A 20,567-nucleotide genomic window follows, 5' to 3' on the forward strand; every position below is an offset into this window, starting at 1 on the left:
TCGGCTTGGCACTGGCCACGAACCATCGCGGACTCCGGGACCGAATGGTGGCATCGCCCGTCAACTTGGCTCCGGGCGATGACAAGGTTCCAGCAACTTTCAAGGCTGTCGGTGTGATGGTGACCATCCTGGGTGCTTTCGTGACCGCCTTCGGAGTGATCTTTGCAGTCTTCTCGTAGGCCTATTCATCCACCGGGTCACTCGTGAACGGAGATGCGTGTGCGTGGAAGCAATATCCTGGATCTTTCGTCTCCTGTGCATATCGATCGGACTTCACGCCCTTGTGGTCGGGATTATGTTGCTGCTCGGGAGAAGGGTTCCAGGGACTCATCGGTGTGACACGACGAAGGCGTCGACAAGAATGGCCAAGATCGTCGGCAATGCCCGGCTTCTGGGGGTGGTCTGGATGTCTATCGGAATGCTCGGCCTGTTCTTCGGAGTGATGTCTGTAATGGGTCGGTGATCGGTCGGTTGGGTCGCCGCTCGGTGACGGTAGCGTCCTGGGTCAGGCTGGGTCGGCTTCCTGCCGCAGGTCCAGGTAGCAGCGCAGCCGTACGCCTCGCCCGGTTCACGGACCGTGCGGTCAGCCGGCGCGGTTGCCCACCGGGCGGCGAGCAGTTCCTGGATGGCGAAGGTGGTCCGGTCGTCGGCGGCGGCGACCTCCACCACTGCATGAGCGTTTTCAGAGTGGCCACCGATGGGGTGACAGCGGCGAGGGCACAACGCACGAGGCACCCGCGCCGTTGAGGGAGGTGTTCGAAGTCTCAACTCATCAGCCCAGGTGCCTCGTTGGTCTCCTATCCTGCCGCACTCGACCTGCCTCATGCGCTGGTCGAGTGGGTCACCATGCTCATCGTCACCCGCGAGGGTGACCGCCGCTGCAAACTCCCGCCGCACCAACGCGCGCTCGTCGGTCTGGTGTACCTGCGCAAGCACGACACCCTGGCCCAGATCGCCGCCGGCTTCGGCATCTCTGTCGGCACCGCCCACGCCTACACCGCTGCGGTGATCGACCTCCTGGCCGCCCGGGCGCCCGGTCTGCTCAAGGCCCTGCGCGAGCACGAACCGGAGTACGTACTGCTCGACGGGACGCTCGCCGAGTGCGACCGCGTGGGCGACGGCAGGGCCGACTACTCGCACAAGCACCGTCGCCATGGCGTGAACGTGCAGGTCGTGACCGACCCGACCGGGCACGTGCTGTGGATGTCGCTGGCCTTGCCGGGCCGGTGCCACGACCTGACCGCGGCCCGCACCCACCGGATCATCCGGATCTGCGAACGCCAGGGCGTCCCCGTCCTGGCCGACCGCGCCTACCAGGGCGCCGGCCCCTGGGTCACCACCGGACGCAGACGGCCGCCCGGCGGGCAGCTGTCTGCGACACAGCGGACGGTCAACCGAGCACTGGCCCCGTCCCGGGCACCCGTCGAACGGGGCATGGCACTGCTGAAGTCCTGGCGGATCTTCCGAAGGTCCCGGATCAGCCCCAACCGCATGACGTCAGTCACCAAAGCCGTCCTCACCCTGGAGAGGCAGCGCTGAAAACGCTCCATGTCTCGGCTCCGCCACGTGCGCGTCGTTGATCGGCCTCATACCCGGCACGACGCTTGGCCCGCCTGCTGAAGTTCTCCCGTCCGGGCAGCGTCACCCGGACCGGGTACGGAAGACCGAGCATGCTGGCCTCCCACGGCCCCACCACCCGGCCCGACGGGCCTGACCAGAGGGCTCTCCTGAGGGAAGCCGGGGGAGCCAGGGCAGGGCACGCTCGGGGTAAAGCGTGGAAAGGCCATGCCGTCCGGTTGCCGGTACGACCATTGCGCCCATACGGGCGGCGCACTCGAAGAACGCCTGACAGCGCCGCCTGGAGGGCCGCTGTCAACGGCCCGTGCTCACTGCTCTGCGGCGCCGGCCTGGCCGCCGCCTCCCTGGCCCTCCTGCCCCTCACCGTCCCTGCGCCTGCTCATGCGGTGGAGACGCTGCCGCTGACCGAAGCCGTTACTCGTCTGCCCGTGGAGACCGAGTCCCGCGACGGCTACGACCGGGACGCCTTCCGCCACTGGAACGTCGTACTACGACCAGGTGTGGGTGACATCCGCCTCCGGCCTGGACATCGACCACATGGTGCCCCTCGCGGAAAGCTGGGACAGCGGGGCGTCGGGGTGGACGGCGCAGCGGCGTGAGGCGTACGCTCCAACGACCAGGGCGCCGACGCCAGCCTGGTCGCCGTCACCGCCCGCTCGAACCGCTCCAAGGCCGACCAGGACCCCTCCGAGTGGCTGCCCCCGGCCGCCGAGGTGCACTGCCGGTACGTCTCGGAGTGGGTGGCAACGAAGCTCCGCTGGAGCCTCGCGGCCGACGAGATCGAAGTAGCGGCCCTGCACGAGACGGCTGCCAACTGTCCGGACCAGACCGTGACGTACGAACCGGCCGCATAATGTGCCTGGCGGCCGGCGGCCAGGCTGAGCGTCCGAGTGGAACCCAGCTGGCCCCCGCCTCAAAGGGCCGGGGCCATCTGCATTTCCCGGGCAGGGCGGCAAGCGGCCCCTTTCGAGCACAACTCGAATGACGTTTTCCGTCAGCTCCCCGAGCCTCGGGCCACCGCGGCACCGGTGGGCGTGTCGACCGCGGTGGCTACATCAGACGCTCCAGCCAGATGCAGGCGAGGCCGATCGCTCCGGTGCCGATGCCGTAGCAGGCGCCGCGCAGTACGTGGGCCAGGGCGATGCGCCGGCGGCGGGCGATCCGCTGCCGAAGCGTGGTGCGTAGTTTCCCGCCCGCGCGGGGCGGCTGATGGTTAGGGTGCATGGCGGACGTCCTCTTTCCGAAGCGGCGTTGCGCGGGGAGTCCGCCTGGCCGGTGGCCTCGGAACCGGTGGCCTGGGCGGAACTCCCCCCTTTGCTGTGCTGGATGACCTGGTCAGCGGCCTGCGGTGAACTCCTCCAGTCGGGCGACCAGCTGGCGGTCGGGCCGGGCGACGATGACGGAGCAGCCGGGCGTGCGTGCGGCGAGCCGGTCGACCTCGCTCTCCAGACGGCCGCTGGGAGCGAGCGCGCGGGACCCGTTGTGGCGTACGTATCTGGCGACGATCTCCAGGCCCTCGAGGAAGGCTGCATCGGGCGGGGTGGTGTCGGCCATGGAGTGGGTGAGCTGGTGGAACCAGTGCCACGCTGCGCGGGTCTCGCCCAGGGTCAGGTGGTGCAGGTGCAGGCAGTAGGCGGCGGCCCGGCTGCCGGCGCCGGCGGCGAGCTGCCACCAGAACTGGGCCGATTCCTGGTGGCCCGTCAGGTACAGCAGGCAGGCGAAGACGAGCGCGCCGTCGAGGTCCATCTGCTCCTCGGTCAGAGGTCCGCGGTCCGGACCGTCGGCGATCTTGTCGACGTGGGCGGCGGCGTCCGGCTCGTTCAGCAGCCACCGGCACACCACCTCCAGGCGCTGCCCGGCCTGGGCGGCGCGGGCGGTCTCCACGGCCGGTGTCCGGCGGGAGGCGTCGGCGGCCAGCCGCCGGAGGGCTGCGGCCACATCGAAGCGCTCGGTGCCGCGGACGGGGATCTGCGCCTCGTTGAGCAGAGCGTCGATGGCGGTGGTCACGGTCATTCCCCCTTCTGCTTGTGCTGGGGCTTCTTGCGCTCGTCGGGCAGGCCGAGTTTCACGCGCAGACGCTCCTTGCCGCGGGGCGCAGGTGGTGGCCGACGGTGCGCTCGTCGATCCCCATGAACCAGGCGACCCTCGTCGTGGGGTAGCCCAGCAGGTAGCGCAGGACAATCACCTCGAACTGCCGGTTCGGCAGCTCCGCGATCGCCTCGTACAGGCCGGTCGTGGACTGCATCCTCTCCAGCCGGTCCTTCGTCGCGGCCAGGGCCTGGGCGATGGGACCGTTGATGATGAACGCCGGCGCGCGCCCCTCGGACTCCAGGCGGTCGCGGACGGCCCGCCGCACGATCGCCCACGCGCCCTGTTCCACGCGGCCGGAGCCCAGCAGCTCAGCCAGCCGGCGTGGATCTCCAGGAAGACCTCGTGTATGACCTCTTCGGCGGCCGCGCGGGTGCCGAAGCGGACCTCGGCGTACGCGTGGAAAGCCTCCTGGTGCGCCAGGTAGAAGGCCTCGAAGTCGATCGGCAGGTCCAGCGGCACGTACATCGACTGGGACAGCCCGAGGCCGTGCTCCTGCGCGGAGCGTTCCTGTGCGTCGTCGTGACTCACGAACGCCTCCCGTCAGCCGGGGACATGAGCGAGTTCCTCTCCATTAAGGGGTAAGGGACCCGGCGCGAACTCGCATGCGCCGACGGGCCGTTGGGCCTGTCCTCTACCTAAGTGATTCGCGAGCCCGATCACTCATGCCGCCCCGCAGAAAATCACCGGCCGTCCCCACCCGGCAGCACTGTGCCGTATTCAATAAGCGCCGCTAGTCACGCTTTGTGATGCCCTGACCAGGCATGACCCGGCCCTGCCGGGATGGCGAACACTCCTCCGCGCACCGAACGTGTTCCGCGTCACACGCTGCACTCCACCCGGCGTGCGCCAGCTCCCCAACGGCGCGCCCACCACAGCGTGCGCCGTGCCGACCTCCTCTACACCGTCCTGCCGAGCGCATCGTCATGGCCTCGCCAGCCCGCTGCCGCAGTAGCCGTCACCTCGGCTCGGCTGCCCACCCGCAGCAGTTGGCCGCAGGCAGAGCTGGTCTGCGCCCGGTATCCGGCTCGCTGACCGACCGGTGCAGGCACGCCGTGTACGGAGCACCCCCGCGTCGGCGGGGAGAGCACCGCTCCTGGTTCGGGCGCAGCGGCACGGCGGAGCACCCCCGCCTCGGCGGGGAGGACCACGTCGACCAGCGCCAGAAGCCGAACGGGTACGGAACACCCCCGCGTCGGCGGGGAGGACGACGCCACGGCGGCGACCACGGCCTCCCGCTGCGGAACACCCCCGCGTCGGCGGGGAGGACACCCTGGAGGACGCCGAACGCCTCGCCTCCCACGGAACACCCCCGCGTCGGCGGGGAGGACCGCGAAGCGCCTTGTCCAGGGTCCGGGACGTCGGAACACCCCCGCGTCGGCGGGGAGGACGAGAAGGGGCGTCCGGAGTTGGCGGACTGCTTCGGAACACCCCCGCGTCGGCGGGGAGGACGACGACAACCCGGCGGCCGAGAAGGACGGCGCTGGAACACCCCCGCGTCGGCGGGGAGGACTCCGGGTTCAAGTAGGTGTCGGGGTCGGACAGCGGAACACCCCCGCGTCGGCGGGGAGGACTTCGGCAGGAGCGAGAGGCAGAGATCACCCGCCGGAACACCCCCGCGTCGGCGGGGAGGACAAGTGGCTGTGGCAGAACGCGTTGAAGCCCGCCGGAACACCCCCGCGTCGGCGGGGAGGACCCTTCGACGGCGCGGACGTCGCCCTTGATGACCGGAACACCCCCGCGTCGGCGGGGAGGACGGCTACGGCGTGGTCCTGCTGGCCCCGGAGAGCGGAACACCCCCGCGTCGGCGGGGAGGACGCGGCCACGGCGCGGCCGATCCGCTCGCCCAGCGGAACACCCCCGCGTCGGCGGGGAGGACGTCACGGTGCACCCGACGTCGTTCCGGTGCCGCGGAACACCCCCGCTTCGGCGGGGAGGACGTCAGCGTCGCCCAGGTCTACCCCAGCGAGGACGGAACACCCCCGCGTCGGCGGGGAGGACAGCGGCCCGAGCAGGGCCAGCACGGCGCGCACCGGAACACCCCCGCGTCGGCGGGGAGGACGCCGCCCTCGACCCCAGCAAGGCCGAGGAGTACGGAACACCCCCGCGTCGGCGGGGAGGACTCCTCGATGGGGAACCGGTCGATGTCCTGCACCGGAACACCCCCGCGTCGGCGGGGAGGACGTCTTCATCGCGAAGTCGTGCGCGTCGCCGAGCGGAACACCCCCGCGTCGGCGGGGAGGACCTCTACCCCGCCGCCCTCACCGTCGCCATCACCGGAACACCCCCGCGTCGGCGGGGAGGACGGTCCGCTCGGCGGCGCCCTGACCCGGCACAACGGAACACCCCCGCGTCGGCGGGGAGGACGACCGCGACGGCGCCCCCCCCGCCCCGGCGAGCGGAACACCCCCGCGTCGGCGGGGAGGACTGCCCCTTCAGCCGGGGGTCGGTGGGCTCGGGCGGAACACCCCCGCGTCGGCGGGGAGGACCGGCACTCGCCGCTCATGGACACGAGCGGGTTCGGAACACCCCCGCGTCGGCGGGGAGGACAACACGGTCGAGGGGGAGCGGATGCCGAGGGCCGGAACACCCCCGCGTCGGCGGGGAGGACCTCCTCGCCGGACAAGCCACCGACGGCACCGGCGGAACACCCCCGCGTCGGCGGGGAGGACGGCGCCGGTGTGGTCCTGCTGGCCCCGGAGTCCGGAACACCCCCGCGTCGGCGGGGAGGACTCTTTCTGACCTGCGGTTTAGGAGGGGCTTTGCTTGTCCTTTGCCTCGAGTGAGATGTGGTGTGGTGGGTTGGGTTGCATGGGGGTGACTGTATCGGGGGCGGGCTGTTTGCGGTGTGTTGTGGGTGGTGGGGTGGTTGAATGCCGGCTTCGGACAGCCGGGGGTGGAGCCGTCGGCGGGACGGTAAGGGGAGTGGGGGATGCTGGATGAGTCGGTGTGGGGGAAGTCGCGGGGGCTGGATCCGGGTCTGGCACCGTATCCGCTGATCCGGCATCTGCTGGATGCTGCCGCGATGGCGTTGCACCTGTGGGATGTGTTCTTGTCGGAATCCCAGCGGGTGCGGATCGCTGACGGGTTGGGTCTGGCGGGTGAGCCAGGGCGGGCGCGGGCGGTCGTCGGGCTCTGCGCGGGGCTGCATGACATTGGGAAAGTGTCGGGATTTCAGTTCTGCTCACAGCAGGGCAGCCGGTATCTGAGCGCGGAGCTGGGCGGTGACCGTGCGGCGATGAGCGCGGAGCGGTTCGGGCATGATGTGGCCGGCTTGCAGAGTGTGCGGGAAGTGCTGGCGGGGCTGGGTTTCGCTGCCGAGGGGGAGTTGAGGGCGGCGCAGCGGCTGGCGGAGATCGTGGGCGGTCATCACGGGCGTTTTCACCGTGCTGAGGACAGTGTCACCGGATCGTTTCTGGGCGGGGCTTCCTGGGCGCGGCAGCGCAGCGCGCACGCCGCTGCGGTGTATGAGGTGCTGGGCGCGCCTGAGGCGCCGGGTGTGTTCAGGGCGCCGGCGGCGGTGTTGGTGACGGGGGTGGTCATCCTCGCGGACTGGCTGGTCAGCCAGGAGGACTACCTCCAAGAACGGCAGCGCGGACTTGAGCCGGTGCTGGCGGATCACTTCCAGCGGTCGAAGAGGGACGCTGCCGGTCTGCTGGCCAGGGCCGGGCTGGCCCGGGTGCGGCTGCACCGTACGGGGTTCGCTCAGGCGTACGGGATCTCAGGGGAGCCCAATCCGTTGCAGCGCTCGGTGATGGAGGAACTGCGGCCGGCGGTGGGTGAGGGGCGGCGTGGCGGGATCCTTGTGGTCACTGCGGCCCCGGGGGACGGCAAGAGCGAGACAGCACTGGAGGCCGAGCGGGTTCTGTCCGAGGCGTTCGGCACGCAGGGGTATGCGTTTTTGCTGCCGACGATGGCCACCAGCGATCAGATGCACGGGCGGGTCGCGGCGGCGTTGTCCCGTCAGGCGGGCCAGGGGGCCGGGCTGACGCTGGTGCACAGCATGGCCTGGCTGAACAGCGCGTACGCCGACGAGGACCTGGACGCACACCGGGTGCTGACCTGTGATGACGAGGTGGGGGAGGGCAGCGGGCGGGCGGAGGCGGACCTGCGGCCGCAGCGCTGGCTGCGCGGGCCCAAGCGGCCGCTGCTCGCGCAGTTCGCGGTGGGCACGATCGACCAGGCTCTGATGGCGGTGCTGCCGGTGCGGCACAACGCGTTGCGGCTGCTGGCCCTGTCGGGCAAGACGTTCATCGTCGACGAGGCCCACGCCTATGACCCGTACATGCAGGTTCTGTTGGGCCGGCTGCTGAACTGGCTCGGGGCCTACGGTGTGCCGGTGGTGCTGTTGTCGGCGACGTTGCCGGCGTCGGTCAGCGACCGGCTGGTCAAGGAGTACCTGCAGGGCGCCGGCCACAAGACGCGCGCCCTGAGCAGGCAGACGTTCCCGGCGCCGTATCCGGGGTGGCTGTATGTGGACGGGAACAGCGGCCGGACCACCGCGATCTCGCCCGCCCGCCGCCAGGAGCAGGCGCGGGCGCGGAGTATGGAGCTGGGTGTCGTGGTGGAGCCGGTCGTCCACGGCAGCGGTGGTGGCGCCCGGGCCCGGCTGGCGGTGATCGAACAGCTCCTGAAACCGGTGTACACGGCGCAGGGCGGTACCGCCCTGGTGGTGTGCAACACCGTGGGCGATGCGCAGGAGACCTACCTCAGGCTCCGCGAACGCTTCGATGAGCGCTGTCACGCCCAGGACGGAAGCGTGCAGCTGCTGCATGCCCGGTTCCCCGGCGACGTGCGCGAGGCTCGCACCCGCAAGGTCACCCAAGGGCTGGGCCGGACCGGGCCGCGTCCGCTGCGCCGGATCGTGGTCGCCACGCAGGTCGTCGAGCAGTCACTTGATCTGGATGCCGACATCGTCATCAGCGACCTGGCTCCGCTGTCTTTGTTGCTGCAGCGGGCCGGACGGTGCTGGCGGCACGAGAGCTACTGGGCCCGCCACGGCTACCCGGGCGGCCGCGGCCGCCCGGCCTGGGCGAGCGGACCGCAGCTTGTGGTGCTCGACCCGATCACCGGCGGCGGGTCGGTGCCACGGCAGTGGGGCGAGGTGTACTCCGAGCACCTCCTTGCCACCACCTCCCGCACTCTTGCCGGGATCGAGGGCGGGAGCATCCGCATCCCGGACGATGTGCAGGACCTGGTCGAAGCCGTTCACGGCAACAGTGAGGACTTCGACTGGAACACCCCGGGCGGCAGCGGGACCAAAGCCTGGACCGCTCACCGGGGCAAGGAGATGGCGGAACGGAGCATGGCCGCTCTCCTCGCTGTCCCCCGCGCGCGGAGTGTGTCCGCGCTGCACGACCTGCACCACCTGCCCGGCGAGGAAGACGAGTGGGAGATCTCCACCCGGCTCGGCGCCGACTCGGTGCGACTGCTGTGCGCCTACGCCCACCCTGACGGCCGGGTGACCCTGGATGCGCAGGGCGAGCAGCCGCTTCCTCAGGCCACGCCGGACGGCAGGATGCCGGTCTCGCTGGTGCGGGAGGTGATGCGCCGCACCATGGCGGTCCGCGCCGACTGGTTCCAGGAAGCCGACCCCCACAGTCTCGCCCCGCCGCAGTCGTGGACGCAGCACCCGATGCTCGCCGACCTGCGTGTCCTTCACCAGCCCGTGCACAGCGCAAACGCACAGCCGGTGAAGGTCGGCGGCAAGACACTGTGCCTGGACGCGGACTGCGGTCTGGTGCGCCGCTGATACCAGGCACGGCCCGCCTCTGACCCGAAAACTGCAGGTCCAGACACCTTGTCAGTGATGACTGTTTGAATGCCCGCACGGTGCCGGAGCTGGACCTTGTCGGGGCTTCGCCTGTGCCGGTGCGTCACACACGTGGAGGGGGATGACGGTGAGTGGGGGATTCGACCTGCGGATCGAGCCGTGGATTCCGGTACGTCTGCTGACCGGGGAGCAGACATGTGTGGGGTTATGCGAACTGTTCGAGAGGGCGCATGAGATCGAGGATGTGGACGTTCCGGTGCCGCCGGCGGCGTCGGGACTGATGCGGATCCTGGCGCCGATCGCGGCGAGGATCGCAGCTGACGGCGGCGACCGGCTCGATGATCCGGACATCGCAGAGGACATCGACGACTGGTTCGACCTGCGCAAACGTGTCCTGAAGGCCGGCCGGTTCGATCCGCGGGCGGTGAATGCCTACTTCGGCAGGAAAGACCTGGCAGGCCGGTTCGACCTGTTCCACCCCGAGCGGCCGTTCCTGCAGGATCCCCGCCTGCTCACCGAGTGCGTGGACGCGAAGGGGGCACCGAACCCGTCGGGGGTGAACAAACTCGTGATGGGCCGCCCCACCGGGGTCAACGGGGCGGTGCTGTTCGGGCACTTCACCGACACCGCCCCTGTACCGGTACCGGCTGCCGAGGCCGCCTGGCATCTGATCGCGCAGTTGTACTACGGGCCGTCCGGGCAGTGCACACCCCGCCGGATCACCGATGTACGGACCGGCAGCGGCGACGCCGCCCCGCTGCGCAAATCGGTCTCCTACTTCGCCTGGGGGCCACAGCTGTTCACCACGCTCGTCCTGGCCGTGCCGATCCCTCAGACCGAAGCCGACTGGGAAGCAGAAGACGCCTGCCCGTGGGAGGAGGACCTCCACAACCCTCTCAAGGCTCTGTCGCCGCTGACGTGGCCGGGCCGGATGCTGACCGGCCGGTTCCGCCATGCCGCGCTGCTCGTGCCCTCAGACGACGGCCGGACGGTGACGGACGCCTACCTCACCTGGTCGACGCACGAGCCGCCGCACAAGGCGCGCGATCCCTACCAGATCCTCGACCGGAGACGGGACGGCGACTTCCAGCCGCGGGAGGCCGACGGAGCCAGGGCCCTGTGGCGGGACCTGGACTCCCTGCTGCTGAAGGACAGCCGTCAGGACGCCCGCCGCCCCCCGGCCCTCGAGCACCTGCCGCAGTGGCTGCTGCCGCAGCTGCGGGTGCGCGCCTACGGCTTCGACCAGGACGGCCAGCAAAAGGACAGCGTCTGGTTCAGGGCGACCAGCCCGCAGATCCTGCAGTGGCAGGAGGAGAACGACGCGGAGATGGCCCACCACGTCAAGCGCTGCCACACGGCCGCGGAGCAGGCCGGCGACCGGCTGGACCTCGCCGCAAGGATCGCCTGGAAGATCGCCACCGACACCAGCGTCGACCCATCGCCGAAAGCCAAGATCAAGCTGGATGCCCGCAAGCCCGGACCGTGGGCCGCGGCCGCGCTCACCCGGTACTGGCCGGCCGCGGAAAAACAGTTCTGGCAGCTCACCGGCCCCCACCGCACCACACACCACGTCGACAGGCCATTCATCGACGCGGCCCTCACCGCTCTCGACGAAGCCATCGGCCACGCCAACCGTGCCGACATCAGGGTGGCGCGCGCCCGCCACCGCGCCCGCGGACTGCTGCTCGCCCTGCTGCAGCCGGCCGCCTCCGCCTGACAGCCGCCCGGCCGCGCGCCCCGCACAACAGCGGCCGCCGCTTACCACCCCCAGCCCTCTCTCCCCGCATCAGGGATGTCTCATGACCGATTCCGCCCCGACGGCACCCGCGCCGTCACCCTCCACAAGGATCCGCACCTCCGACCGGTTCGTCGCCTACGTGCACCAGATGTGCGCCTCCACCCAGGCCCGCGCCGCCCTGCGGCGCGGACTCGGGCTGCCCGTGGAACGGTGCACCTACATGCACCGCTACCTGGTGCCCTGGCTGCGCGATCACGACGACCAGCACTACGGCGATGTCCGGCGGGCGTACTACGCGGTGGCGGCGCTGATCGCCGCACGCCCCCGCTCGGCCCGCGACACCGCACCCGACCAGAACACGCCCCTGTCCTGGTACGAGCGGCCCAACCTGGGCGCCTCGCTCGGCCAGGCCGTCGTCAAGGGCGTGCTGAAGGAGAACTCCGCCGAAAGCGCTCTTCACCTGATGGCCCGCCAGAGCAGCGACGCCATCCACCCGGGCCTGCCCGCCCTCGTCCGCCAGCTACTGTCCGGCGGCATCCCCATCGACTGGGCGGTCCTCCTGGAGGACCTCGCCTGGTGGAACCGCAGCCGCGACCGCATCGCCACCCGCTGGCTGGAGAGCTACTTCCGCACCGCCGCCAACACCACCGACCCCACTGATCTTGCCGAGGAGAACGACCGATGACCCTCTACCTGGACCTGAGCGCCCTGCAGTCGGTCCCCGCCGCCAACCTCAACCGCGACGACCTCGGCTCCCCCAAGCAGGTCCGCTACGGCAACGCCCCCCGCATCCGCGTCTCCAGCCAGTCCTGGAAGCGGGCCATCCGGCTCGGCGTCGAACGCGACCTCGGAGAGAAGGCCGCCCGCACTCGCCTGGTGCCGGCGAAGGTCCAGCACGCCCTCGAGAGTGCCGGCTGGCCCACCGAGCTGGCCGCGTTCGCCGGAGCACAGGTCGCCGCGAGCGCCGGGAAGAAGGGCATCGGCACCGAATCGGCCGGCCACACCTCGGTGCTGCTGTTCCTGCCGGAGGCGGCCATCGACGAACTGGCCGCCGTGTGCACCAAACACCGCCAAGACCTGGAGGCGGCCCAGGGCAAGAAGAAGCCCGGCCAGGTACTGCCGCCCCAGCAGATCGAGACAATCCTCAAGCGCCGCACCACTTCCATCAGCCTGCTGGGCCGCATGCTCGCCGAACTCCCTGACGCCAACGTAGACGGAGCAGCCCAGGTCGCCCACGCCTTCACCACGCACGCCGCCGAACCACAGCGTGACTACTTCACCGCCGTCGACGACTGGCTGGGCGAGGCCGAAACCGGCAGCGGCCACCTCGACACCGCCGAGTTCAGCGCCGGCGTCTTCTACCGCTACGCGACCGTCAACGTCGCCGACCTGCTGAAAAACCTGGACGGCGACACCAAGGCCGCCCGCACCGTACTCAGCTCCTTCGCCGAACACTTCCTACTCTCCCTGCCACAGGCCAAGAAGAACAGCACCGCCCCACACACCGTTCCCGACCTGGCCTACCTCGCCGTGCGCGAACACCGCCCGCTCTCCCTGGCCGCAGCCTTCGAGACCCCCGTCACCAGCGACCAGCAAGGCGGCTTCTCCCAGCCCTCCCGCCAGGCCCTCGACACCTACGCCGGCAACCTCAACCGCCTCACCGGCAACCGCAACCGCCGCTTCCACGGCCACACCGTCATCAACCCCGAAGAAAAACACACCGGGCTCGGCACCGCCCACGACTCCTTCGACCAGCTCATCGACGCTGCTGTCGACGCCGCTGTACCCGCAGCGCAGGACCAGCCGTGAGCGGGCTCCTGCTACGTCTGGCCGGCCCCTTGCAATCCTGGGGCGAACGCTCCGCGTTCACCCCCGTGCGGGACACCGCGCCCTTCCCGACCCGCTCTGCACTGATCGGCATGTTCGCCGCGGCCGAAGGCATCAGCCGCGACGAAGCAGACCTGGACCGCTACCAGGACCTGCGGCTCACCGTGCGCGTGGACCGGCCCGGCGTCCGGCTCATCGACTACCACACCGCCGGCGGCGGCTTCCCCAAGGACCGCACCGCCGCCACCAGCCAAGGCAGCAACAAAGGCGCCGCCGTCATCACCCGCCGCCATTACCTGTCCGACGCGGTGTTCGTCGTCGCCGTCACCGCAGCCGACCAGACCATCCACCGCCTCGCCGACGCCCTGACCCGCCCCCACTGGGCGCCCTACCTGGGCCGCCGCTCCTGCGTCCCCGACGAGCCGTTCCTCCTACGCCGCCACGTCGACGACCCCGAAGAAGAACTCCGCACCCGGGTTCCGCTCAGCCGCACCGCGCCGCGCACCGAGGACAGCGAAGAACCACAAACCGGAACGATCTCCGTGGAATTCCTCCTCGAACAGCCACCACCCGCCGACCAATCCGAACCACCCGTGCCGGTCGACGTCATCGACGTCAACGACGTGCCGGTGAGCTTCGCCCAGCACGGCCGCAGCCACACCAGCCGCCGCCTCCACCGCACCCAGCTACCAGTGCCCCGCTCCCTGACAGGCCCCCCACACACCCTGATACAGCGCCTCATCGACTACGCCCACCTCGAGGAAAGCGCATGAACGACCACCCGGCGCTCGCCCGTATCCGCCTCAACCCGCACAGCCGTGACGTGCAGCGGGACCTGCGCGATGCCACTCAGATGCACCGCACCGTCATGCGGATGGTCCCCGACAACCTCGGCGACGCCCCCCGACAACAGACCGGACTGCTCTACCGCCTGGAGGAGACCGACACCTCCAGCACCCTCCTCGTCCAGGCCGCCCAGCTCGACCCGGCACGCCTGCCCGACGACTACGGCCAGGCCGACATCAAAAGCCTCACCCCGATGTTCTCCGCACTGCGCAAAGGACTCGGCGTCCGCTACCGCATCGTCCTCAACCCCGCCAAACGGGAACGGCTCCCCCTGCAAGAGAAAGGCAAGCGAGGACGCATCATGCCGCTCTCCGGCCCCGACGCCGACCACTGGTGGCTCCGCCGTGCCGCCGAAGCCGGCCTCGGCCTCCACGTCGCGACCCCCACCCGTATCGAACCGGCCCGCTCCCGCAGCCGGGACACCCCCCGCATGCGGCACAGCCTGATCCGCTACGACGGCACCGCCACCGTCACCGACCCTGACGCCCTCACCCAGGCTGTCCTGGCCGGCATCGGCAGAGGCAAGCCCTACGGCGCCGGCCTGCTCAGTCTCGCTCCCGCGACCACCGCGTGAGCCCGCCGCCACGAGACGGCCAGGCACGCAGGCGTCTGGCTGCCCCCACCCTGGCCATGCTCCCGCGCGTCGCGGACTCTCTGTCCTTCCTCTACCTGGACATGGTCCGCGTGGTGCAGGACGACACCGGAGTGTGCGCGCAGATCCAGGTCGACGCCCACCGCACCGACCTCGTCTACCTCCCCACCGCAGCCCTGTCCTGCCTGCTGCTGGGCCCCGGGGTGTCCATCACCACCCCGGCCCTGACCACCCTCGCCCGCCACAACACCAGCGTCGTCTGCGTCGGATCCGGCGGCGTCCGCGCCTACGCCGGCATCCTCCCGGACTCCCTCACCACCCACTGGCTCGAACAGCAGGTCGCCACCTGGGCCGACCCGGAACGCCGCCTCCAAACCGCCGTCCGCATGTACCGGATGCGCTTCCAGGACGCAGACCTGCCCGAATCCGTCACCCTGGACCAGCTCCGCGGCATGGAAGGCCAGCGCATGAAGGCCTTCTACAAAATCCTCGCCCAGCAACACGGCATCGGACGCTTCCGCCGCAACTACCGGCCCGACCAATGGGACACCCAGGACCCCGTCAACCTCGCCCTGTCCGCCGCCAACACCTGCCTCTACGGCATCGTCCACGCCGCCCTGCTCGCCCTCGGACTCTCTCCCGCCCTCGGCTACGTCCACGCCGGCACCCAGCACGCCTTCGTCTACGACATCGCCGACCTCTACAAAGCCGACACCACCCTCCCCCTCGCCCTCCACAACTCCGACAACCCCGAACAGCAAGCACGCCGCCGCTTCCGCGAAGACCTCCGACTTCTCCGCCTCCTGCCCCGCATCGTCCAGGACGTCCAGTCCCTGCTCACCCCACCCCGCACCGCCACAACCGACACCGACGAAGAACACTCCGAACGACGCGACGTACGCATGGTCCACCTGTGGGACCCCCAAAACGGAGTCCTCCCCGCAGGCGTCAACTACGCCAGGGGAGAACCCTGATGCCCTCCATGGTCGTCATCGCCACCACCGCCGTCCCCGACCACCTGCGCGGCGCCCTCAGCAGATGGACCAGCGAAGTCGTACCCGGCATCTTCGTCGGCAGCGTCTCAGCCCGCGTCCGCGACGAACTGTGGAACGCCGTCGCCGACGTCGTGGGCAACGGCGCGGCCCTCCTGGTTCACCCCGCCGCCACAGAACAGGGCTACGCCATCCGTACCGCGGGGACCCGCCGCCGGATCCCCGTCGACTTCGACGGCCTTACCCTGATCCGCATGACCGCCGCACCCAAAGCAAAGGAAACGCAAAGTCCCTCTTAAAGAGCAGGTCAGGAAGTGTCCTCCCCGCCGACGCGGGGGTGTTCCGGCAGCGATGAAGGGATGACCGAGTGAACGTGGGTCCTCCCCGCCGACGCGGGGGTGTTCCGTCGGGCCCGATGGCCGCGTGGTAGACCGTGCCGTCCTCCCCGCCGACGCGGGGGTGTTCCGGCGCTCGAGGAAGTCGGCCTCAAGACGCGGCGGTCCTCCCCGCCGACGCGGGGGTGTTCCGTGGCCCCCAGGTCGAGGTCGCGTGGGCCGGTCGTCCTCCCCGCCGACGCGGGGGTGTTCCGCGGGAGCGGGGCGGCCTGGTCGCTGTGCAGCAGTCCTCCCCGCCGACGCGGGGGTGTTCCGCTGGACGACGCGGAGCCGACAAGGTTCGAGACGTCCTCCCCGCCGACGCGGGGGTGTTCCGCTGCGCGGCAGCCTCCGCACGGGTGTCGTCGTGTCCTCCCCGCCGACGCGGGGGTGTTCCGCAGCCCCGCACCGAACTGCTGCGCACCACCGAGTCCTCCCCGCCGACGCGGGGGTGTTCCGACGCCCGAGAAGACGCGGACGGTGCCGCCGTTGTCCTCCCCGCCGACGCGGGGGTGTTCCGACGCGGGCCGGCTCCCGGTCCTTGGTGAGGGTGTCCTCCCCGCCGACGCGGGGGTGTTCCGCGGCGCCTGGACCAGGCCGTGGCCGTGGCCGTGTCCTCCCCGCCGACGCGGGGTGTTCCGTCATGCTTAGTTGTTGCTGGCCATGAGGTTGGTGACGTCGCACGTTGATGTTGACCTTCGAGTTGGTTGAAGCTCAATGATGGCGAGGTGCCAAATTCTGAGCTGATGCCGATCGGGGTCTTTGCCCAACGCAGTGGCCTGACCTCCAGCGCGTTGCGGTTCTACGCCGACTCCGGGCTGCTGCCCCCTGCCGAAGTCGACCCGCTCTCGGGATACCGCTACTACGGCGCTGACCAGGTGGCACGGGCGACCGCGCTGCGTCAGCTCCGCGAGATCGCTATGCCCCTCGCTGCTGTCGAGGCGGTCCTCGACGCCGGGGCTGACGAGGCGTCCCGGCTGCTCGATGAGCATGTCGCGAAGATCGTCGGGGATGCGGCAGCGGCACTGCAGAAGGCTGCTGTCATCAAGGCCGCGCTCGGCAATGTGCCCGGTCTGCCGATTGCGGCGCTGAAGGGTCCCGTGCTGGCGGATGCGGTCGAGCAGGTCCTCACCGCGACCGCACATGAGCCGGGGATGCCGGTACTCGCCGGCCTGCACATCGAGGCGAATCATGAGGCGGTCGCCTTGACTGCGACTGACCGGTACCGACTCTCCATACGAACCCTGGTGCCGAAGACGCCGCCGGGGCAGACGTGGGCCGGCACGGTCAACGGCGACGATCTGCGGGCCGCGGTCGCTGAGATCCGCCGCAGCGCGCTGGTCCGACTCGAAGCGGTGCCACACGGGATCTGGTTCCGCGTGGCCGAACGGGAGGACCGGCATTGCCGGTTGCTGTCCGAGGATTTCCCTGACCATCGGCTGATGCTCGCGTCCCTGGGCGAGGTCACCACCCGCGCGACGGTCTCGAAGGAACTGCTCCTGCGCGCCCTGGAAGAACACCCTGGCGAACGTATCGCGCTGCACGTCGCCGACCACGGAGTAAACGTCCGGTCAGCGGACAACGGACACCTCGGCATCCCGATCCCAGCCACCACGACGGGCGAGGCCCTCCAGATCTGGTTCGAGCTGACCACCCTCTATCCCGCCGTGAGCACCGCGATCGGCCCCGACGTGATGCTCGACCTTAGGGGAAACGACCAGCCCGTCACGATCCGCTCCGCCGACCGTGGCGATCTCACCACCCTGGCCATGCCCGTCAAATCCGACCACTCAGCCTGAGAACGACGACGAGGAACATCCATGACCACCGCACCCGCCAGCCCCGACCCGACCATGGAAGCCATCGGCCAAGCCGTCACGGAAGCCCGAACCGGTGACATCGCTTCCGCCCGCCAGAAGCTTCTGAGCCTGTGGTCGACGATCGGCGTCACCGGCGACCCGCTCCACCGTTGTTCCCTCGCTCACTACCTGGCGGATCTCTACCAAGATCCCGCCCAAGCCCTCGCCTGGGACGTCCGGGCCCTGGACGCCGCCGACGCCGTGACCGAACAGCGCGTCCAAGAGCACCACGGCAGCCTCCATATCGCCGGCTTCTACCCCTCCCTCCACCTCAACCTTGCTGACAACTACCGTCGGCTGGGTTCCTTCGAAGCCGCCACCAAGCACATCAACGCGGCCAAAGCACACGCCCCCAGCCTTCCTCGGGATCCCTACGGTGACCTGATTCGGGGCGCTATCCAAGAGGTCGCCGAGGCCATCGCCGAGCAGGACCGCACACAGCGAGCCTCGGCACCCGGTTCCGCTGCGTGACGCACAAGAACGCGCCCCTCACCGTGGAAGGGCGACGCCGCCTGATCGATCGTTGTCGCACGAGGCCCATCGCCCACGTTGCAGCCGAGATGGGGATTTCCCGGGCGTGCGCATCGAAGTGGGTCAACCGATACCGGCGCCACGGCGAACTCGGGCTGGAGGACCGCTCTTCTACGCCGCACCACCAGCCGACCGCGACACCGCCCGAGGTCCTTGTGCTCATAGAAGAGCTGCGCCGGACCCACAAATGGTCTGCCGCCAGGATCGCCTTCGAGCTGGTCCAGGCCGGAACGCCAATCAGCCGAAGGACCGTGAGCAGGCACTTGGCCGAGATCGGCATCAACCGACGCCGATTCATCGACCCCACCGGTGAGGCCAACCGACAGCCGCGGAAAATCCACGCCCGAAGGCCCGGCCACATGATCCACGTCGATGTGAAGAAAGTAGGCCGCATCCCTGACGGTGGAGGCTGGCGCGCGCACGGACGCGGCAGCAACCAGGCCAAAGCCGTCGACCGGAGGAAGAAGAAGACTGAGCGCGGCGGCTACGTCTACATGCACTCGGCCATCGACGGGTACAGCCGGCTCGCCTACACCGAAGCATTGCCTGACGAGAAGGCCACCACCGCGATCGCCTTCCTCCATCGTGCTCGCGCCTGGCTGGCAGCACATGGGATTACGCGCATCGAACGGATCGTGACAGACAACGGCGCCTGCTACCGGGCCCAGAGCTTCACCCGAGCCCTACTCGGCGCCAGGCACCAGCGCATCGCGCCCTACACTCCACGCCACAACGGCAAAGTCGAGCGGTACAACCGCATTCTGGCCGAAGAGTTCCTCTACGCCCGCACGTGGACGTCGGAAGCCCAACGCGCCCAACTCCTGGGCCGCTGGAACATCCACTACAACTACCACCGACCCCACACCGCGATCGGAAGCCAACCACCGGCAGCACGACTACCGGGCGGCGTCACCAACGTCATGGCCTCCTACACTTAGTCCGAGCGTCAACATTTCGAACGTCCTCCCCGCCGACGCGGGTGTGTTCCGACGTGCCCCGAGTTCGTGATGGCGACGATCGAGTCCTCCCCGCCGACGCGGGGGTGTTCCGGTGCACCACCACCCGCACGACGCGCCGGGCCGGTCCTCCCCGCCGACGCGGGGGTGTTCCGGTTCCAGATCACCCCGGCCACGGCGATCACCGGTCCTCCCCGCCGAGGCGGGGGTGTTCCGATCCCGGGGCCGATCGCGAAGGCCCTCGGCATGTCCTCCCCGCCGACGCGGGGGTCTTCCGGCCGAGCCGCGCCCCGCCGGGCCGCTGATCCTGTCCTCCCCGCCGACGCGGGGGTGTTCCGGACGGCGCCTTTGTCGCGGTGCTCGCGGACGCGTCCTCCCCGCCGACGCGGGGGTGTTCCGCCCGCGGGGCTCTACACGGTGATGACCTGGCTGTCCTCCCCGCCGACGCGCGGGGGTGGTCCGCAGCTCGCGCCGATCATCCCCGACCTGTCCCCGTCCTCCCTGCCGACGCGGGGGTGTCCGGTCACGTGGCTGTGTGTGGTGTCTGTTCCGTCCGTGGGGTGGCCCAGTCGAGTCCGAGGGCGGCGAGTGCGGCCAGCTTGTCCGCGGTGAGCTTGGTCCGGCGGCTCTTGTGGTTGGACAGGAACACTCCGAGTTTGACGACGTGTTCCACGCCGTCGACCACCACGGTCTCCTCGTGCCCCCTGGAGGGTGTCAGGGAGCCGGTGCGGGCCTTGTACTGAGCCAGTGCCGCAATGCCCCGTTCAAAGGCCGCTGAACGGCCCCCAGACGGGCGTCTGCCCGGCGCCGCGTCTCTAGTTCCCGCTTGTGCCGGTACGGTCTGCTCGGCAGGCTCTACACCCAGCCGGGCGAGCCGGTCGCGCTGCCCGTGGCTCAGGAGCGGCCAGTCCTGCCGCTGGGTGGCCAGCCACCGGCCGACGTCCATGCCGTGCACGACCGTCCCCGGCTTCACCGACGCGAGCCCGACACCGGAGGCCACCAGGTTCTTCAGCGTGGCGTAGTGGCGCTGCCAGTCCACCGGCCAGTCGGGCTTCCAGTCCGGATCGATCGCCGTCAGCAGCGCCGCCCGCCGGGCCGCCCGCTGCGGGTCCTTGCCCAGGCCGCCCTTCTTGCGGGTGTCGGTTATTCGTACAGTTGAGACACGTCCATCGCTGTGACCTGCAACATCTCAACCGCACTCATAGAAATTGAGGTTGGGCCGTCTGCTTGGCTGACCTGGTCTGATGAGATGCAAACGCTCCTGAGGTCATCGGCAGCAAGTCTGTGACCTGGGGTACCGCATCTCCATCGAGAATGTCTCAGCTGCACGGATAGTTTCTTGGGATTGGGGTCCGGGGGGTGTGGAGAAGTTGATCTTGGTTTGAGGAGTGGGGAGTCGCTTCAAGAGGGGGC

18 protein-coding genes, 1 pseudogene and 3 CRISPR repeat arrays are annotated in these 20,567 nt (G+C 69.9%); of the genes and pseudogenes, 14 read left to right on the forward strand and 5 right to left on the reverse strand.

Translation table 11 applies throughout. The features are described 5' to 3' along the window. Positions 1–327 precede the first annotated feature (327 nt). Positions 328–669: a DUF6207 family protein gene (locus tag ACSU53_RS30115; protein ID WP_437032908.1), complete on the reverse strand. Its 342-nt coding sequence runs from the start codon at positions 667–669 to the stop codon at positions 328–330. A 120-nt stretch (positions 670–789) separates the two neighbouring features. Here ACSU53_RS30115 and ACSU53_RS30120 point away from each other — a divergent pair, with 120 nt between their 5' ends. Further along, the gene (locus tag ACSU53_RS30120; protein WP_437032910.1) at positions 790–1,539 is read left to right on the forward strand and encodes a transposase; all 750 of its coding nucleotides are present in this window, start codon (positions 790–792) and stop codon (positions 1,537–1,539) included. A 350-nt stretch (positions 1,540–1,889) separates the two neighbouring features. Further along, positions 1,890–2,432: pseudogene (locus tag ACSU53_RS30125) on the forward strand (HNH endonuclease family protein). Between the two features lie 196 nt (positions 2,433–2,628). On the opposite strand, the gene ACSU53_RS30130 reads toward ACSU53_RS30125, so the two are convergent. The 3 genes from ACSU53_RS30130 to ACSU53_RS30140 all read right to left on the reverse strand — a co-directional run bounded on the left by ACSU53_RS30130 (position 2,629) and on the right by ACSU53_RS30140 (position 3,958). After that, positions 2,629–2,802, reverse strand: coding sequence for a hypothetical protein (locus ACSU53_RS30130; RefSeq protein ID WP_437032912.1), 174 nt, complete (start codon positions 2,800–2,802; stop codon positions 2,629–2,631). A 111-nt stretch (positions 2,803–2,913) separates the two neighbouring features. Further along, positions 2,914–3,591 (reverse strand): hypothetical protein, encoded by a 678-nt coding sequence (locus ACSU53_RS30135; protein ID WP_437032914.1) that lies wholly within the window; start codon positions 3,589–3,591, stop codon positions 2,914–2,916. A 52-nt stretch (positions 3,592–3,643) separates the two neighbouring features. After that, complete coding sequence (locus tag ACSU53_RS30140) at positions 3,644–3,958, reverse strand: RNA polymerase sigma factor (RefSeq protein ID WP_437032916.1); 315 nt, start codon at positions 3,956–3,958, stop codon at positions 3,644–3,646. A gap of 32 nt (positions 3,959–3,990) precedes the next feature. Here ACSU53_RS30140 and ACSU53_RS30145 point away from each other — a divergent pair, with 32 nt between their 5' ends. From ACSU53_RS30145 to ACSU53_RS30200, 12 genes are all read left to right on the forward strand, one after another. Beyond that, positions 3,991–4,251 carry a hypothetical protein gene (locus ACSU53_RS30145; RefSeq protein WP_437032918.1) on the forward strand — a complete coding sequence of 87 codons (261 nt, stop codon included), beginning with the start codon at positions 3,991–3,993 and terminating at the stop codon, positions 4,249–4,251. Positions 4,252–4,726: 475 nt separating this feature from the next. Further along, positions 4,727–6,399: a CRISPR direct-repeat array (repeat unit 29 nt; unit sequence CGGAACACCCCCGCGTCGGCGGGGAGGAC). 199 nt (positions 6,400–6,598) lie between these two features. Then, positions 6,599–9,418, forward strand: a complete 2,820-nt coding sequence (cas3, locus tag ACSU53_RS30150; RefSeq protein ID WP_437032920.1) for a CRISPR-associated helicase Cas3' — start codon at positions 6,599–6,601, stop codon at positions 9,416–9,418. A 142-nt stretch (positions 9,419–9,560) separates the two neighbouring features. Continuing rightward, a complete protein-coding gene (gene casA, locus ACSU53_RS30155) occupies positions 9,561–11,156 on the forward strand; it encodes a type I-E CRISPR-associated protein Cse1/CasA (RefSeq protein WP_437032922.1) in 1,596 nt (531 codons plus the stop codon). An 82-nt stretch (positions 11,157–11,238) separates the two neighbouring features. After that, positions 11,239–11,862, forward strand: coding sequence for a type I-E CRISPR-associated protein Cse2/CasB (gene casB / locus ACSU53_RS30160; RefSeq protein WP_437032924.1), 624 nt, complete (start codon positions 11,239–11,241; stop codon positions 11,860–11,862). Further along, positions 11,859–12,986 carry a type I-E CRISPR-associated protein Cas7/Cse4/CasC gene (gene cas7e, locus ACSU53_RS30165; RefSeq protein ID WP_382552400.1) on the forward strand — a complete coding sequence of 376 codons (1,128 nt, stop codon included), beginning with the start codon at positions 11,859–11,861 and terminating at the stop codon, positions 12,984–12,986. The genes casB and cas7e overlap by 4 nt, the downstream gene beginning before the upstream one ends. Beyond that, positions 12,983–13,777, forward strand: a complete 795-nt coding sequence (cas5e, locus tag ACSU53_RS30170; RefSeq protein WP_192231047.1) for a type I-E CRISPR-associated protein Cas5/CasD — start codon at positions 12,983–12,985, stop codon at positions 13,775–13,777. The genes cas7e and cas5e overlap by 4 nt, the downstream gene beginning before the upstream one ends. Next, the gene (gene cas6e / locus ACSU53_RS30175) at positions 13,774–14,424 is read left to right on the forward strand and encodes a type I-E CRISPR-associated protein Cas6/Cse3/CasE (protein WP_437032926.1); all 651 of its coding nucleotides are present in this window, start codon (positions 13,774–13,776) and stop codon (positions 14,422–14,424) included. Before cas5e ends, cas6e begins: the two co-directional genes overlap by 4 nt. 56 nt (positions 14,425–14,480) lie before the next feature. Next, entirely contained in the window at positions 14,481–15,416 is a 936-nt protein-coding gene (gene cas1e / locus ACSU53_RS30180; protein ID WP_437032928.1) for a type I-E CRISPR-associated endonuclease Cas1e, read from the forward strand. Then, positions 15,416–15,733 carry a type I-E CRISPR-associated endoribonuclease Cas2e gene (cas2e, locus tag ACSU53_RS30185; RefSeq protein WP_437032930.1) on the forward strand — a complete coding sequence of 106 codons (318 nt, stop codon included), beginning with the start codon at positions 15,416–15,418 and terminating at the stop codon, positions 15,731–15,733. The genes cas1e and cas2e overlap by 1 nt, the downstream gene beginning before the upstream one ends. 17 nt (positions 15,734–15,750) lie before the next feature. Next, positions 15,751–16,389: direct repeats of the CRISPR family, unit length 29 nt; unit sequence GTCCTCCCCGCCGACGCGGGGGTGTTCCG. Positions 16,390–16,536: 147 nt separating this feature from the next. Further along, the gene (locus tag ACSU53_RS30190) at positions 16,537–17,607 is read left to right on the forward strand and encodes a MerR family transcriptional regulator (protein ID WP_437032932.1); all 1,071 of its coding nucleotides are present in this window, start codon (positions 16,537–16,539) and stop codon (positions 17,605–17,607) included. A gap of 21 nt (positions 17,608–17,628) precedes the next feature. Further along, complete coding sequence (locus ACSU53_RS30195; RefSeq protein ID WP_437032934.1) at positions 17,629–18,138, forward strand: hypothetical protein; 510 nt, start codon at positions 17,629–17,631, stop codon at positions 18,136–18,138. Continuing rightward, a complete protein-coding gene (locus ACSU53_RS30200; RefSeq protein WP_437032936.1) occupies positions 18,135–19,136 on the forward strand; it encodes an IS481 family transposase in 1,002 nt (333 codons plus the stop codon). The genes ACSU53_RS30195 and ACSU53_RS30200 overlap by 4 nt, the downstream gene beginning before the upstream one ends. Before the next feature lie 22 nt (positions 19,137–19,158). After that, a CRISPR array of direct repeats spans positions 19,159–19,553; the repeat unit is 29 nt; unit sequence GTCCTCCCCGCCGACGCGGGGGTGTTCCG. A gap of 124 nt (positions 19,554–19,677) precedes the next feature. Here the strand turns inward: ACSU53_RS30200 and ACSU53_RS30205 are convergent. Next, positions 19,678–20,193 (reverse strand): helicase associated domain-containing protein, encoded by a 516-nt coding sequence (locus ACSU53_RS30205; protein WP_437032937.1) that lies wholly within the window; start codon positions 20,191–20,193, stop codon positions 19,678–19,680. Positions 20,194–20,567: the final 374 nt, after the last annotated feature.

Source organism: Streptomyces sp. enrichment culture (genome assembly GCF_964273255.1).
Lineage (GTDB): Bacteria > Actinomycetota > Actinomycetes > Streptomycetales > Streptomycetaceae > Streptomyces.